This is a genomic window from Staphylococcus durrellii (genome assembly GCF_015594545.1).
GTDB classification, from domain to species: Bacteria; Bacillota; Bacilli; order Staphylococcales; family Staphylococcaceae; genus Staphylococcus; species Staphylococcus durrellii.
In genome coordinates, this window is the sequence record NZ_JADIIO010000001.1 from 733,256 (window position 1) to 748,569 (window position 15,314).

Annotated in this window: 12 protein-coding genes; 5 read left to right on the forward strand and 7 right to left on the reverse strand. The window is 32.4% G+C overall.

Features of this window, described 5'->3' with window-relative positions; genetic code table 11:
* Positions 1 to 22 precede the first annotated feature (22 nt).
* A complete protein-coding gene (glmM, locus tag ISP02_RS03405) occupies positions 23 to 1,378 on the forward strand; it encodes a phosphoglucosamine mutase (protein ID WP_195720248.1) in 1,356 nt (451 codons plus the stop codon).
* Between the two features lie 44 nt (positions 1,379 to 1,422).
* On the opposite strand, the gene ISP02_RS03410 is transcribed toward glmM, so the two are convergent.
* The 4 genes from ISP02_RS03410 to ISP02_RS03425 are packed head-to-tail and all read right to left on the reverse strand — an operon-like array spanning position 1,423 to position 6,576.
* Positions 1,423 to 2,526: a mannitol-1-phosphate 5-dehydrogenase gene (locus ISP02_RS03410; protein WP_195720249.1), complete on the reverse strand. Its 1,104-nt coding sequence runs from the start codon at positions 2,524 to 2,526 to the stop codon at positions 1,423 to 1,425.
* Complete coding sequence (locus ISP02_RS03415; protein ID WP_195720250.1) at positions 2,526 to 2,960, reverse strand: PTS sugar transporter subunit IIA; 435 nt, start codon at positions 2,958 to 2,960, stop codon at positions 2,526 to 2,528. Before ISP02_RS03415 ends, ISP02_RS03410 begins: the two co-directional genes overlap by 1 nt.
* Positions 2,953 to 5,007 carry a BglG family transcription antiterminator gene (locus ISP02_RS03420; RefSeq protein ID WP_195720251.1) on the reverse strand — a complete coding sequence of 685 codons (2,055 nt, stop codon included), beginning with the start codon at positions 5,005 to 5,007 and terminating at the stop codon, positions 2,953 to 2,955. The genes ISP02_RS03415 and ISP02_RS03420 overlap by 8 nt, the downstream gene beginning before the upstream one ends.
* A gap of 33 nt (positions 5,008 to 5,040) precedes the next feature.
* Positions 5,041 to 6,576 (reverse strand): PTS mannitol transporter subunit IICB, encoded by a 1,536-nt coding sequence (locus ISP02_RS03425; RefSeq protein ID WP_195720252.1) that lies wholly within the window; start codon positions 6,574 to 6,576, stop codon positions 5,041 to 5,043.
* A gap of 615 nt (positions 6,577 to 7,191) precedes the next feature.
* On the opposite strand from ISP02_RS03425, the gene glmS reads away from it, so the two are divergent.
* From glmS to ISP02_RS03440, 3 genes are all read left to right on the forward strand, one after another.
* Complete coding sequence (glmS, locus tag ISP02_RS03430) at positions 7,192 to 8,997, forward strand: glutamine--fructose-6-phosphate transaminase (isomerizing) (protein ID WP_195720253.1); 1,806 nt, start codon at positions 7,192 to 7,194, stop codon at positions 8,995 to 8,997.
* A gap of 614 nt (positions 8,998 to 9,611) precedes the next feature.
* The gene (locus ISP02_RS03435; RefSeq protein WP_195720254.1) at positions 9,612 to 10,394 is read left to right on the forward strand and encodes an ABC transporter ATP-binding protein; all 783 of its coding nucleotides are present in this window, start codon (positions 9,612 to 9,614) and stop codon (positions 10,392 to 10,394) included.
* 48 nt (positions 10,395 to 10,442) lie between these two features.
* Entirely contained in the window at positions 10,443 to 11,294 is an 852-nt protein-coding gene (locus tag ISP02_RS03440; RefSeq protein WP_195720255.1) for an HAD family hydrolase, read from the forward strand.
* Between the two features lie 520 nt (positions 11,295 to 11,814).
* Here ISP02_RS03440 and ISP02_RS03445 read toward each other — a convergent pair.
* Positions 11,815 to 12,942, reverse strand: a complete 1,128-nt coding sequence (locus tag ISP02_RS03445; protein WP_195720256.1) for a hypothetical protein — start codon at positions 12,940 to 12,942, stop codon at positions 11,815 to 11,817.
* Between the two features lie 131 nt (positions 12,943 to 13,073).
* On the opposite strand from ISP02_RS03445, the gene ISP02_RS03450 reads away from it, so the two are divergent.
* Positions 13,074 to 13,805 (forward strand): metallophosphoesterase family protein, encoded by a 732-nt coding sequence (locus tag ISP02_RS03450; protein WP_195720257.1) that lies wholly within the window; start codon positions 13,074 to 13,076, stop codon positions 13,803 to 13,805.
* 175 nt (positions 13,806 to 13,980) lie between these two features.
* Here ISP02_RS03450 and czrB read toward each other — a convergent pair whose 3' ends face one another.
* Positions 13,981 to 14,928: a CDF family zinc efflux transporter CzrB gene (czrB, locus tag ISP02_RS03455; protein WP_195720258.1), complete on the reverse strand. Its 948-nt coding sequence runs from the start codon at positions 14,926 to 14,928 to the stop codon at positions 13,981 to 13,983.
* Positions 14,929 to 14,949: 21 nt separating this feature from the next.
* Entirely contained in the window at positions 14,950 to 15,252 is a 303-nt protein-coding gene (locus tag ISP02_RS03460) for an ArsR/SmtB family transcription factor (RefSeq protein WP_195720259.1), read from the reverse strand.
* Positions 15,253 to 15,314 lie beyond the last annotated feature (62 nt).

The window sequence follows — 15,314 nt, forward strand, 5'->3', positions numbered from 1 at the left end:
TAGAGCAAAAGGAGATATTATAATGGCAAAATATTTTGGTACAGACGGAGTTAGAGGTGTAGCTAATAAAGAGTTGACTCCCGAACTCGCATTCAAACTAGGGCGCTATGGTGGCTATGTTTTAGCACACAATAAAGGGCAAAAACACCCTAAAGTTTTAGTAGGTAGAGATACAAGAGTTTCAGGAGAAATGTTAGAATCAGCTTTAATCGCAGGTCTTACATCAATTGGTGCAGAAGTTATGCGATTAGGTGTAATATCAACACCAGGTGTAGCATACTTAACACGTGAAATGGAAGCAAGCTTAGGTGTTATGATATCAGCATCACATAATCCTGTAGCCGATAATGGTATAAAATTCTTTGGGTCAGATGGTTTTAAATTATCTGATGATCAAGAAAATGAAATTGAAGAATTGTTAGATCAAGGGAACCCTAATTTACCTAGACCAGTAGGTGAAGATATTGTTCATTGTTCTGACTACTTTGAAGGTTCTCAAAAATATATAAGTTACTTGAAATCAACTGTAGACGTTGATTTAGATGGTATGAAAATAGCTTTAGATGGTGCAAACGGATCTACGTCATCACTAGCACCTTTCTTATTTGGGGACCTAGAAGCTAACACAGTAACGGTAGGTTGTAACCCTGATGGTTATAATATTAATGAAGGTGTAGGTTCTACGCATCCAGAAACTTTAAGTAAAACAGTTGTCGAATCTGAAGCTGACTTTGGTTTAGCATTCGATGGAGATGGTGACCGTCTTATCGCAGTTGATGAAGAAGGGAATATCGTTGATGGTGACCAAATTATGTTTATTATTGGTCAAGCCATGGCTAAAAATCAAGAATTGAATAATAATATGATTGTATCTACTGTGATGAGTAACTTAGGTTTCTATAAAGCATTAGAAAATGAAGGAATTCAATCTAATAAGACTAAAGTAGGCGATCGCTACGTAGTGGAAGAAATGAGAAGAGGAAATTACAATCTTGGCGGAGAACAATCTGGCCATATTGTACTTATGGACTATAACACTACTGGTGACGGTTTATTAACAGGGGTACAGTTGGCTTCCATAATAAAAATGACTGGTAAAAAACTAAGTCAATTAGCATCTCAAATGAAAAAATACCCTCAATCATTGGTCAATGTTCGTGTAACTGACAAATATAGAGTAGAAGAAAATATCGATGTACAAGAAGTTATGACAAAAGTGGAAGTTGAAATGAATGGTGAAGGTCGTATTTTAGTTAGACCTTCTGGGACAGAGCCACTTGTTCGTGTAATGGTTGAAGCGGTAACAGACGAAGATGCGCAACGTTATGCTCAAACTATCGCTGATGTTGTTCAAGATAAGATGGGCTTAGATAAATAAAACATAAAAAAGAACGACGATATTTATCGTCGTTCTTTTTTATGTTATAACACTTTATATGCATCAACAATTTCAGAAGTCAGTTGTTGATCTGTATTAGCATAATCTTGTAAAAATGAAGCAATACCTTTTTGTGCGATGTATTCATTTTTCTCCACCGTTTCTTGGTCATTATTATCATCATATTTTAATAATAATGCTGCTAATTTAACTAAAGCGTCATGTTTTAAATTATGTTGATATAAATAGTTTAATGGCTTCATTATTCGATCTTGAGGACCAATTTTGCGCACAGTACCACGACCAACACGAGTGACTGCATCTGATAAATTAGGGTTTTCAAAACGAACTATTATTTTATCGACGTATTGTGTTTGTTGCTGTTCTGTAAAATTAAATTCTTTAGTAATATAAGCACTTGTTTCAGCTAATACTGAACGTAATCCTTCTTTAACGTTAGTATCTTTAACGGCATCTAAAATAGTAGGTAATTGATGGTATCTACCTGCATATGCAAGGAATGCGTGTCCTGTATTAACAGTCAATAACTTTCTTTCAATATATGGCGTTAAATCATCTACATATTTAATATGGTCTAGTTCAGGACCGTACCAAGCATCTTTTTCAATTACCCATTCAAAGAAAGGTTCTACGATAACGTCTAAAATATTATCATTTGATTGCATTGGTACAATACGATCGACTGCTGAATTAGCAAAATGAATATGTTCCCCTAAAGGCCCTGTAATATCTAAAATAGCTTTTTTTAGCGTATTTGTCGCCATAATTGCATTTTCACATGCAACGATATTAACTGGCGTCTCTTTTTCTTTTAAATAAGGCGCAAAAGATTTAGCGATGATAGGTAAAATATTAACGCCAACAGCAGTAGTAATTAAATCAGCTTCTAAAACTGCTTGTTTCAAAGCTTCAGAAGGTTCACCAGAAAATATAGCGTCAACATTATGAACTCTTGTAGTTGTGCGGTCTTGATCAGCTAGAATTACATCATATTTATGTTCTTGATCTAATGCATTGATTATTTCGTTATTTACGTCTGCAAAAGTTACTTTAACATCATTATCAGCTAAAATATAACCAATAAATCCTCTACCAATGTTACCAGCACCGAAATGAAGAGCTTTCATTATGCTTCAGCCTCCTCGAAGACTTGCTTGATTTCTTCAGCAGATTTAGCGTTAATAATACGTTCAACGTTTTCTTCTTCACTAAATGTAATCGCGATTTGAGATAATAAGTCTAGATGTTCGCCATCTTTACCTGCAATACCTACAACTACATTAACTTCTTCTCCATCCCAATCGATACCTTCTGGAATTTGTAATAATGTTAATCCAGACTGTAAAACACTCGTTTTAGCTTCATCTGTACCATGTGGTATAGCTAAGCCGTTACCCATAAATGTAGATACTACTTCTTCACGGTCTTTCATTGCTTGAATATAATCTTCAGTTACTGCACCTGCAGATACAAGGGTATGTCCTGCTTTTTCAATTGCTTCGTCTCTAGTCTTAACAGATGCATTAATAAATATGTTCTCATTACTAAATAATTCAGTCATTAGTATTCACTCCATTTTGTAATTTAGTTTGTAATTGTTGAAGATAACTATGCTTCAAAATATTTGTAAGCTGTTCTGGATGTGACATTAAGTCAGTTAAATTATCAAGGTGATTCACTAACTCGCTTGAGAAATTACTGACGATGCGAGCAGAAATTTCATCTTCAGGAACAAATATACTTAATAAATATTGAATTGCATGTGAGTCATTTTGATTATTCATAAAGCTGATTGGGTCATTTAAAATAGATACAAGTATAAATGGTTTTAATATCATATCATTTTTTAAATGAGGTATTGCTAGAGGATAGGGCTCTAATACAAAGTTTTGTTCCAATGCACGGCGATGAATTAAATCAGCGAATGACTTTTTATTGGTTATTACTTTGTGATCATACAAATACTTAGTTAAATATTTCGTCCAGTTTTTAGTATCTGTATAATCAATATAAACCGAATCAATGAGCTCTAAACCTTTACGCATGTAATTTAAAATACTTTCTTGATTAATAGTATTAATAGTTAAATCATTTTGAGTATTCTCTTTAGTTGTATTTTGAGGTCTCGAAACATTTATAAAGGCTGAGACATGATTGATATCAGCTTCAGGTAACAGGGGATTAACTGTAAGGTATGGTTCAGTTATATCCAAATCAACTGTTGAAATAATAGCATCATAATGATTTAAAGTAATATTTGTTAAATCCCCAACCGAAGCTTGAGTCGTATCGGTAATTTTAGTAAAGGTTTGTTGTAACCTTGTGGCAAGTATTTGACTGGTGCCGATACCACTGCTACACACGACTAATGCATGAAAGGGAGCATCATTATGTCTTTGTATAGCGCCGCCAAAATGTAATACAATAAAACCTATTTCACTGTCTGGAAATTCGAAGTTTGGCCAAACTTGGCGTAAACTATTCTTTACCGTTCCGAAAAGTATTGGATAATCTTGTTTAATCATTTCAGTTAACGGGTTGTAAGTTTCAATATTTGAATTTAGCCTATTAATTGCTGGTACAATGTGAAGTTTTAATCCTTCACTTAATGTTTCTCTGTTGTTAAATGAAAAGTTTGTCGACTGACTCACAAGATTTATAAAGTAATCAATTTTCTCTAGTTCTTCTTTATCATCCTTAAATATGTCTTCCGAGTCTTTACGTTTGGCTCCTCGTAAATGAATCGATATAAAAGCAATTTCTGCTTGGTTAAATGCTACCCCATAAATATGTTCTAAATGATGACTTAACGCAGTAGCTATATCATGTTCATAAGTACTTTTAACATCATCATATATATCATTATTTAATGTTACATATTCGCCCTTTAGCATACGTTCAATACTTAATACGATATGAACTGTTAATGTTAAGTAACTTGATTCTGTCAAAGAGTATGGTAGGCGATCTAAATGGTCCATTAAAATACGTTCAACTTGGAATATTTTATCCATATCCACCATTGAAAGTTGGTTTTGATTAATAGATTGATACACAAAATGATTTTCGATTACAGAATAAACACTTGTACTATTGAGATTGTTAACCATAAGTTGGCTTAATAATTCACGTTTTTTAGATTCGGCACCTTTTAAGTGAATACCTTCACCACGTTTTTTGAGTAACGTTAACTGGTATTTTTCAAGTTCTTGAGATAATTCTTCTAATAGTTTTGTTAATGTTTGAATCGAAACACCGATTTCTTGTGCTAGACTATATTGTTTAATTGATTCATCGCTTTGAATTAACGCATATAAAATAATAACTTTTTGTTCTTCTTGAGATAAGTCTACAGTGGATTGTTGGTACAAATATTGTCTTAAATTATTAATTTGCTGTTTATTTCCTTCTAATTGAATCCCTTTTTTAGATACTCGACTTAGAGTTAAACCGAATTGTTGTAGTGAGGTTTCTACTGATTTTAATTCCCTATGAATAGTACGAGAGGATACAGCTAAGTTCTGAGCAATATCATAAATAGTGACAAATTGACCGTAATATTTAATTAGCATGTCAATAATATCTTTTTCACGTGTACTCAATAACATAGTCGTATCCTCCAGTAGGCTTACATGTATTAATTAATTTTGTTCGTTTTTAAGATTTTCTAATAATTCGTCATATCTAGGTGAATTTAAGAAGTTATCCACTGAAATATGAATAGCATTTGGCACTTGTTTGATTGCTCTATCTGTAAGTTTTTTCTGTGTGATTACAAGTTGAGCATCTTTAGATAATTGGTTTATAGCGGTGTTTGTAACATCAACGTCTTGAATACCTGCTTTTTTAAACTTGTTACGTAACATACTAGCACCCATTGCACTTGAACCCATGCCTGCATCACATGCGAAGATAACGTGGTTAACTTTAGAGTAGTCATGGGCGTCAACATTTTCAGTATCATAATTATCTAATAAATCTTCTTCAGATTCAGTTTCGTTATTATCTTCAGTTTGAGTTGCAGTACCTGTTGCTGTACTATCACTTTCACTTTGGGATAATTTAGAAGAAACGTTAGATTTTTTACCTTTTGTTTGTTCCATTTGTGCTGTAGCACTTTCTAAATCTTGTTTTGGTTCTTTCGTAAATCTTAATATTAATGATGATACTATAAATGATACTAATGCTGCTAAGCATACGCCTAGTAACATGTATAATAATTCGCCCTTAGGAGCGTTTAATATATAGACTATAAATGATCCTGGTGATGCTGGGCTCTTGAATCCAAAGTCAAACATTGAGAATGTTGCTACACCTGTCATACCACCTAAAATTACTGCGATGAACAATAAAGGACGCATTAATACGTAAGGGAAGTATATCTCATGGATACCACCAAGGAAGTGAATGATACCAGCACCATATGATGTTGCTTTTGCAGTGCCTTTACCAAATATCATATAAGCAACTAAGACACCAAGACCTGGGCCAGGATTTGATTCTATTGTATATAAGATAGATTGGCCGGCATGAGCAGATTGTTCTGCACCAAGTGGTGTAAATACACCATGATTGATCGCATTATTTAAGAATACGATTTTAGCAGGTTCAACAATAATACTTACAATTGGCAGCAAGTGAGCGTGAACTAAAAATTCTACTGCTACTGATAAAATGTGCATAATAAATTTCATGATTGGAGCTAATAATTCGAAACCTAAAATGGTCATAATAAAACCTAAAATACCAGCAGAGAAGTTATTGAATAACATTTCGAAACCTTGAGGTGTTCTAGGTTGAATAAATTCATCAGTTTTTTTCATTAACCAACCAACTAGGGGACCCATAATCATAGCGCCTAGTAACATTGGAGTATCTGGTAGTGCTACGATGACACCCATAGTTGCAACCGCAGCTATAATACCTCCGCGCATTTCATGGATTAGACGCCCACCACTATAAGCAATTAGTAATGGGATTAAATACGAAATCATCGGAGTAGCTAATTGTGATAAATCTTTATTTGGAAACCAACCATTATCGATAAAGATTGCGGCGATAAACCCCCAAGCGATAAAAGCACCAATGTTTGGCATAATCATACTACTTAGAAAAGAACCAAATGCTTGAACTTTACGACCAATACCTTTTTTCTCTTCAGCCTGAGATTGTGACATAAATTGCACCTCTTTATAAATATATTTGTTACCTTTATTGTAAGTGTTTTCAATTATATATCCAATATTTACTAAAAGTAAATTTGTCACAAACTTAGTGACAATGATGAAAGAGATATGTCCGTAGTGTTTGTAATATGTGAATAATTAAAAGAAAAAAATAAGTTGTTATGTTATTCATAAATAATTTGCAATGAGTAATAAAAAAGTTGTACAATTATTATTAATGACGAAAGGAGGATAGTTAATAAGTAAAGTTCATAAAAGCGCCTGTACAAGTGATGAAATGAGTTGTTGACCATTTGAAATTTAATCAGAAATTTTAATAGACAATGATTAGAAATTTGTAGACGAGGAGGATAGTTATCGATTTTTCGGCGGATGCTATCCCGGATGAGGCTTATCCGATATCTTATTAAGTAAAACATTAGGGTAACCTAGTGCACAAAGTTAATAAGCTAGCCATCGATATTTATTTAATAATTATAATGTGTAGAGGGATATTTCTGTGCTTTTTAACGATTAATTCGTCAAACAAGCTTTATTTATGTATGCAATTTCTCTTTAATAAAACAGAATATATCTGACACAAACACCATTGGAGGAATTTATAAAATGTGCGGAATAGTAGGATATATTGGTTATGATAACGCGAAAGAATTATTATTAGAAGGTTTAGAAAAATTAGAATACCGTGGTTATGACTCTGCAGGTATTGCAGTAGTTAACGAGCAAGGTACGACTGTTTTTAAAGAAAAAGGTCGTATTGCTGAACTTAGAAAAGTTGCTGACAATGATGATACTGATGGCAACGTGGGTATTGGTCATACACGTTGGGCGACTCATGGTGTACCAAACCATGAAAATTCACATCCTCATCAATCTAGCACTAACCGTTATACTTTAGTGCATAACGGTGTAATTGAAAATTATGAAGAATTGCGTAATGAATACTTATCAGATGTGGCATTTTTATCAGACACAGACACTGAAATTATCGTGCAATTAGTAGAGCATTTCTCTAATGAAGGTTTAGGAACTGAAGAAGCATTCAGCAAAGTTGTTTCTTTATTAGAAGGTTCTTATGCGCTTGGTTTAATTGATAGCCAAGATAGAGAAACTATATACGTTGCTAAAAATAAATCACCATTATTAATAGGTGCAGGTGATAACTTTAACGTTATTGCTTCTGATGCATTAGCAATGATTTCAGTTACTAATAAATATAAAGAAATTCACGACCATGAAATTGTTATCGTGAAACGCGAAAGTGTAACAATTAAAGATACTGAAGGTAATGTTCAAGATAGAGATGCTTACACTGCTCAAATCGATGCAGCTGATGCTGAAAAAGGTGTTTATGACCATTACATGTTAAAAGAAATTCATGAACAACCAGCAGTAATGCGACGTATCATTCAAGAATATCAAGACGATAATGGTGAATTAAAAGTCGATAAGGAAATCGTTAAAGATGTTTCTGAGGCGGATCGTATCTATGTTATAGCTGCTGGAACAAGTTACCATGCAGGTTTAGTAGGTAAAGAATTTATTGAAAAATGGGCCGGTGTGCCAACAGAAGTACATGTAGCTTCAGAGTTTGTTTACAATATGCCTTTACTATCTAAGAAACCATTATTTATTTATATTTCACAATCAGGTGAAACAGCTGACAGTCGTGCCGTATTAGTAGAAACGAATAAATTAGGTCATAAATCATTAACAATTACAAACGTACCTGGTTCTACATTATCTCGTGAAGCAAACCATACATTGTTGCTTCATGCAGGTCCAGAGATTGCAGTTGCTTCTACTAAGGCATACACTGCGCAAATTGCAGTATTATCAATTCTGTCACAAATCGTAGCTAAAGAACATGGTATTACTACTAATGTTGATTTGTTACGTGAATTAGCTAAAGTAACAACTGCAATTGAAGCGGTTGTTGATGATGCTGATATTATGGAGCAAATAGCTACTGATTTCCTAAGAACAACTCCAAATGCATTCTTTATTGGTCGTACAATCGACTATAATGTAAGTTTAGAAGGTGCATTAAAACTTAAAGAAATTTCATATATCCAAGCAGAAGGATTTGCTGGTGGCGAATTAAAACACGGTACAATTGCGCTTATTGAAGATGGTACACCTGTAGTAGCATTAGCAACTCAGGAAAGTGTTAATTTATCTATCCGTGGTAACGTTAAAGAAGTTGTTGCACGTGGAGCAAATCCATGTATCATCTCTATGGATGGTTTAAATAAAGATGGTGATACTTACGTAATTCCACCAGTTCATGAATTATTAACACCATTAGTTTCTGTGGTTGCTTTACAACTTATCTCTTATTATGCTGCATTGCACAGAGATTTAGACGTTGATAAACCACGTAACTTAGCTAAATCAGTAACTGTTGAATAATAAAATATATATGATAAAAGCTGAGGCATAATTATATGTCTCAGCTTTTATGATTATTTGCTGCAATAATAGTTTAAATAACTAATTTTACGTACTATCGAACAATATATCCTTTAAGAAAATGAATCTTTGCTTTGCTTATTTTTTCAGCTTAAATTAATGCTAAAATTAAAATATTATGAATAAATATAAAAGGACAATTTGATACGCTAGCTTAATATAAGTCTAATACTATTTCTTTTATAAAGGATAGATTTTAGTTAGGCATAAAGGATAAACCTAACTATTTTAATGAGAAGTGTTCAATTACAATTGCATTAAAATTTTTAATATTGTAAGTCATATGGGTGGCTCTAAAAACACGAACTCATTATAATATTTCAAACCTTCAATTGCTTGTTAACTCACTTAAAAATTTAACTAAATATTAAGTTTCAGAAAGTTTAACTTGGAAAAATTATTATAAGTAGCTCATAAATGGTGACAATTTTAAAAAGCATAAACTTTTAAATTTTAGAGAAAGTAATGTAAGCTAAGGTTAAACTTTAACTATTATGGTAACTGATACTAAATTTAAACTTGTGTTAAAGAATAGAGATAAAGGTGGAATTAGGGTGCTAATAGAATTAAGTCATGTAGCGCGTAAAAAGCAAGGCAAAACGATTTTGAAAGATATCGATTGGCAAATTCATGAAGGTGAACGCTGGATGCTTTATGGCCTTAATGGCGCTGGAAAGACAACGTTATTGAATATCTTAAATGCTTATGAACCAAATACTTCTGGACAACTTACATTATTTGGTATGCAACCAGGCAAAAAGGGGTACTCGGCAGATAACGTGAGGCATCAGATTGGTTTTGTATCCAATAGTTTAATGGATAGATTTCAAGACGGTGAAGTTGTGTTGGATGTTGTTATTAGTGGAGCTTTTAAATCTATAGGTATATTTCAAAAGGTGACAGATAATCAAGTAAAAACCGCCCAAAAATTATTGAAACAACTCAATATGAGCCAGTTTGAAAACCAGTACTATGGTTATTTATCTACTGGGGAAAGACAGCGTGTACTTATTGCTAGAGCTCTAATGGATAAGCCGCAGTTACTTATTCTAGACGAACCTGCTTCTGGTTTAGATTTTATTGCTAGAGAAGAAGTATTGCAGTCTTTAGAACAGATGTACATCGATAATCCTAAGCTAGCTGTTATATATGTGACACATTTTGTAGAAGAAATAACGCAACATATTGATTATGGATTTTTATTAAGAGATGGACAATGTTACAAAAGTGGACCAATACATACAATATTATCGAGTGAGACGTTGTCAGATTTCTTTAATAAACAAGTACAAGTTGCCTATCAAAATAATAGATATGCCTTATTTATGAATGAATAAAGTTTTGAAATAATTATTAGTAACTAAACAGTTGGAGGAAAACATAATATGAATGATGTTAAAGCAATTTTTTTAGATATGGATGGTACGATATTACATAAAAATAATCAAGTGAGTGAACAAAGCGCATCAATCATTAGTGACTTAAGAGTAGCAGGTTATAAAGTGTTTTTAGCTACAGGAAGATCGCATGACGAAATAAAATATCTAGTGCCAAGTAATTTTGAAGTAGACGGTATCATTAGCTCTAATGGTACATTAGGGATAGTCCACAATGAGATTATTTTCCAACATAGTTTATCGTTGGAAAGTGTCAAAGAAATTGTAAGACGCGCGCAACAACAACATATATATTATGAAGTTTTTCCATTTGGTGATCAACGTGTAATTTTAAAAGAAGATTATAAATGGGTTACTGCCTTGCTTCAAGGAGATACGCCACCTGGAAACGTTGGAGAGAGTGAATGGACGTCTAGAAAAGATGCATTAGAACATAAAGTAAATTGGGTTAACGATATTAATTTTGCAAGCTTTGCGAAAATATACTTATTTACTACAGATTATGATGTAATAACACAATTTAGAGCTCAATTACTAGAAGATCAAGATGAATTAAATATAACCGTGTCCAATTCATCACGTTATAATGCAGAGACAATGGCTTATAATGTTGATAAGGGTACTGGTATAAAAGAAATGATAGAATATTTTGGTATAAATCAAAACGAAACATTAGTTATTGGTGATAGTGACAACGATAGAACTATGTTTGGATTTGGACATTATACAGTTGCAATGAAAAATGCACGTCCTGAAATTCAAGCACTTGCTCAGAATGTTACGGCACTAACAAACGAAGAAGATGGGGCAGCATTATATTTGAAAGATAAACTTTTATAATGAGGTTAAATTATCATATTATAATGCTCATGATGAAAACTTAATAAAGCATATAAATATGAGTCCGATCACCATTGTCACTGACTTATAAGTGAATGTCAATTGCTATCAAAATACTATAGTGATTGACGTTTTCTTTGTTGTTATTAAAATATGAGAAGTGCCTTAATTTTGTAGTGAATAATTTATAATAAGTATAGGTAAGTGTTGTATACTGTGTGACACGTCCACAGGAGTATCATGTGTCTTCAAGCAGGTGCACTATCAACATAACAATTGCATCAGTAAATTTTAACAAATAACGTAAGGCGGAGGAGGCTCATACAATGCACGTGCTAAAGGGCTAATCAAATTAGTTTAATATTAGTAGGGAAGCTCAAAGCTAAAGGCTATAGATGTAACGTAAGAAAGCAATCCATATAATACGCGGTATTAAAATAAAAGAAGCCCTTAAATGATTTCTGCATTGAAATCATTTAAGGGCTATTAATTTCGTGTTGAATTTCTAAACTTATTACGATTAATCTTTTTTATTAAAGTTATCTTTTAAGTCCGAAGCTTTATCGGAAGCTGTTTCAGAACTGTCGTTAAATTTATCTTTAGCCTTATCAGAAACGTTTGATTGAGCCTTATTAGTTTGTTCTTGAGCTGTTGATTTAGCATCGTTTGCTTTATGCTTTACATTGTCTGTCGTAGAAGAAATCGCGCTAGATTTTTTATCTTTAACTTTACTTTGCTTAGCTGAATCAATAGGTTCACCATCTACATGGTGATATTGAATAATTGCCAATAAGTTAATGTAATAAACAACTAGTCTAATAATTACTACAATAATTGAAAGCGCGTAAACGATTATAGTGGCTACAGTTTGAGAAATACTACCTGTAAAGATATTAGCAAGCTGACTTACAGGATTTGCTAATACGATAACGATTAAGTTTAAAAGTAATATACCAAAATAAAGTTTAGACCAAGTTTTACGGCCATTTTTAATTTTACTAAATCCTTGTTTTACAGTTTGCCATACGCCTGCCTTAGGGTCTTTGGTAAATGACAATGTATAATTAACAATAATGATTACGAATAACCAATAGATGAACGATAAAATAAATACAAGCAAAGTTGCTGCAATAATTTGAATCGTTAATGAAATACCTAATGCATGTGATGAGCTACTAATAGCTCCTTGAACTGCACCAAAACCTTTCATAATTATGAAGTTTAATAATTTACCTAATAATAAATTAATAGCCATTAATACAATGAAAAATACTAAAGTAATTAATGCCATAACTATTGATTTTAAGTATTTTCCTTTAGCAAATGTTGAAAATATATTACTAAATTTAATTTTATCTTCTGATAATGCTTTGTCTATTGTGTAGATTACGCCTGATGCTATTGGGTAGACGACAAATAAATATACTACTATTGGAACTAATATAGCCAATATAAGCATGAATATAGCCGAGCCAATAGGTTGTTGTATAGCTTGAGCCATTGCAAATTTATACAATGCAGGTTGTACTGGTAAAATGGCAGCGTAAGCCAATGCCATTACAATAATGAAACCAACAATTGTAAACAATAATGTCTTCGCATTTTGTGGCTTTAAGTTTTGTATTGCTAGTTTATGATATTTAAACAAATTTTAAGCACTCCTTTTTGATGATATTAATACAATATCAAAAAAATTATAATTTTAAAATTAATAGGTAACAAAAAGGCTATAAAATGTTAGAATATGCTAATAACATTTCATTGAAAGGAGATATCATCATGAAATTTGCAGTTATTACTGATGTGCATGGTAACTACGATGCTCTCGATACAGTATTAGACGATATTGATCGTAGAGGTGATATCGACAAAATTTATAATTTAGGTGACAACATTGGTGTCGGTCATGAAACAAATAAAGTATTGGATGATATTTTTGAGCGTGACGATATGGAAATTATTTCAGGTAATCATGATGAAGCGATTATGTCACTGGTTAATGGCACGCCGTACCCAGAAGACTTAAAAGATAAATTTTATGAACATCATCTGTGGATTCAACAACATTTAGATGAAGATTATTACGACAAATTAAACGCATTACCTCGTGTAATTGAGCGAACAGTATGTGGTAAAAAAGTATTATGTATCCATTATGAAATTGCTAATGATAAACTACAAGATACTATCGATTTGCAGCCGTTCAGCCCAATAGAAACACCAACTGAAGCAAATATGCAATCTTTGTTCAAAGACAAAGATGTTGATTTAATTTTATTTGGCCATAATCATACAGTACATTTATTTGATGATAAAAATAAAATATACTTTAACCCTGGGTCTGTAGGTTTAAACAATGGCCCTAATGCTGTATACGGTATAGTAACAATTGATGAAAGAGGCATTGATATTGAGCGGGTAAAGGTAGCTTATGATAATGAAGAATTCTTAAAAGGTTTTGACGAAAAACAAGTACCAGGAAAACAACTAATCTTCGATAAATTTATATAAGTAATAAAAAGAGCCAGTAAACTAATTCAATATTAGTTTACTGGCTCTTTACTATTAGTAATGATTTGAAATAAGGCTATGATGTTAATAGATTCATATAAGATGAATGCAGTGTCTGACTGAATAAATACATGTACACAAATCATTTGCTTCAATTCTAGTCATCTATTTATGCTTAATGAGTGTGCTGTACTGAGGAACATAGAGTATGTTCTTCGTGTTTATGTTTATCTGTCTCTAACTGAATAGTCATATGATTAACGTTTAAATGATATAATTTATCTTCTATTCGTTCGAGAAGTAGTTCGCACTCTTCAACTGTCATATCGGATGACACGACGGCATGACAACTTAAAGCATTTAAATCATTAGAAATAGTCCAAAGATGACAATCATGCACTGCAGAAACGGCATGCTCTTCTAATATGGTTCCTATTATTGTATTGATATTTATGTTTGATGGGGCACCTTCCATTAATATATTTAACGAAGATTTAGTAATTCCCCAGCTACTTTTTATAATTAATATAGAAACGATGATACTTGCTATAGGATCTGCAATAGTCCAGCCGAATGCCCATATTAAAATAGCGGCAATAATTGCACCTAATGATCCAAGTAAATCACCGAGTACGTGAATAAATGCACCACGCATATTAATATTATCTTTTGTATCACCACTACTAAACATTAACATGGCCACTATAATATTGATGATTAATCCAATGACACTTATGATAAACATTTCTGTGGATTGAACTTCAATTGGTTTGAAAAAGCGTTGTACCGCTTCAATGATAATAATTATGCCTATAATAAATAGTGTAACACCGTTAAATAATGCTGCTAATATTTCAAAACGCTTATAGCCAAATGTCTTGCTTAAAGTAGCATGTTTTTCAGCATAGATGAATGCTACTAACGCTACCCCTAATGAAACAGCATCACTAAACATGTGTAACCCATCTGAAAGTAGGGCTAAACTATTAGCTACGAAACCGCCAATGATTTCTACTATCATAAAAGCAGTTATTATAATAAATGAAAATAGTAATATTTTTTTATTATTAGTATGAACATGACCATGACTATGGCTGTGGCTATGATCGTGGTTATGTGACATTTCAAACACCTCTTTTAAATGTTAGTGTGCAGCGTGGTTTATAGATTGATTAAGTATTGAAGATACATGAGTGTCATCAATTGAATATATTATCGACTGTCCATTGCGATGAGCTTTTACTAAGTTAGCTGATTTCAAAATACGTAACTGATGTGACACGTTGGATTGGCTAATATTTAACACATGAGCAATATGTCCTACACTACAATCACCCTGTGCAAGTAAATTTACGATACGTAATCTATTACTATCACTTAAAGCTTTGAAGAATGTTGTTACAGCATCGACTGTTTCAGTTTGTAGATCTTGAAATTGATTGGTCATAATTATGTATCCTTTCATATTAATATATGAACATTTATTCATATATTAATATTTTTAACTAT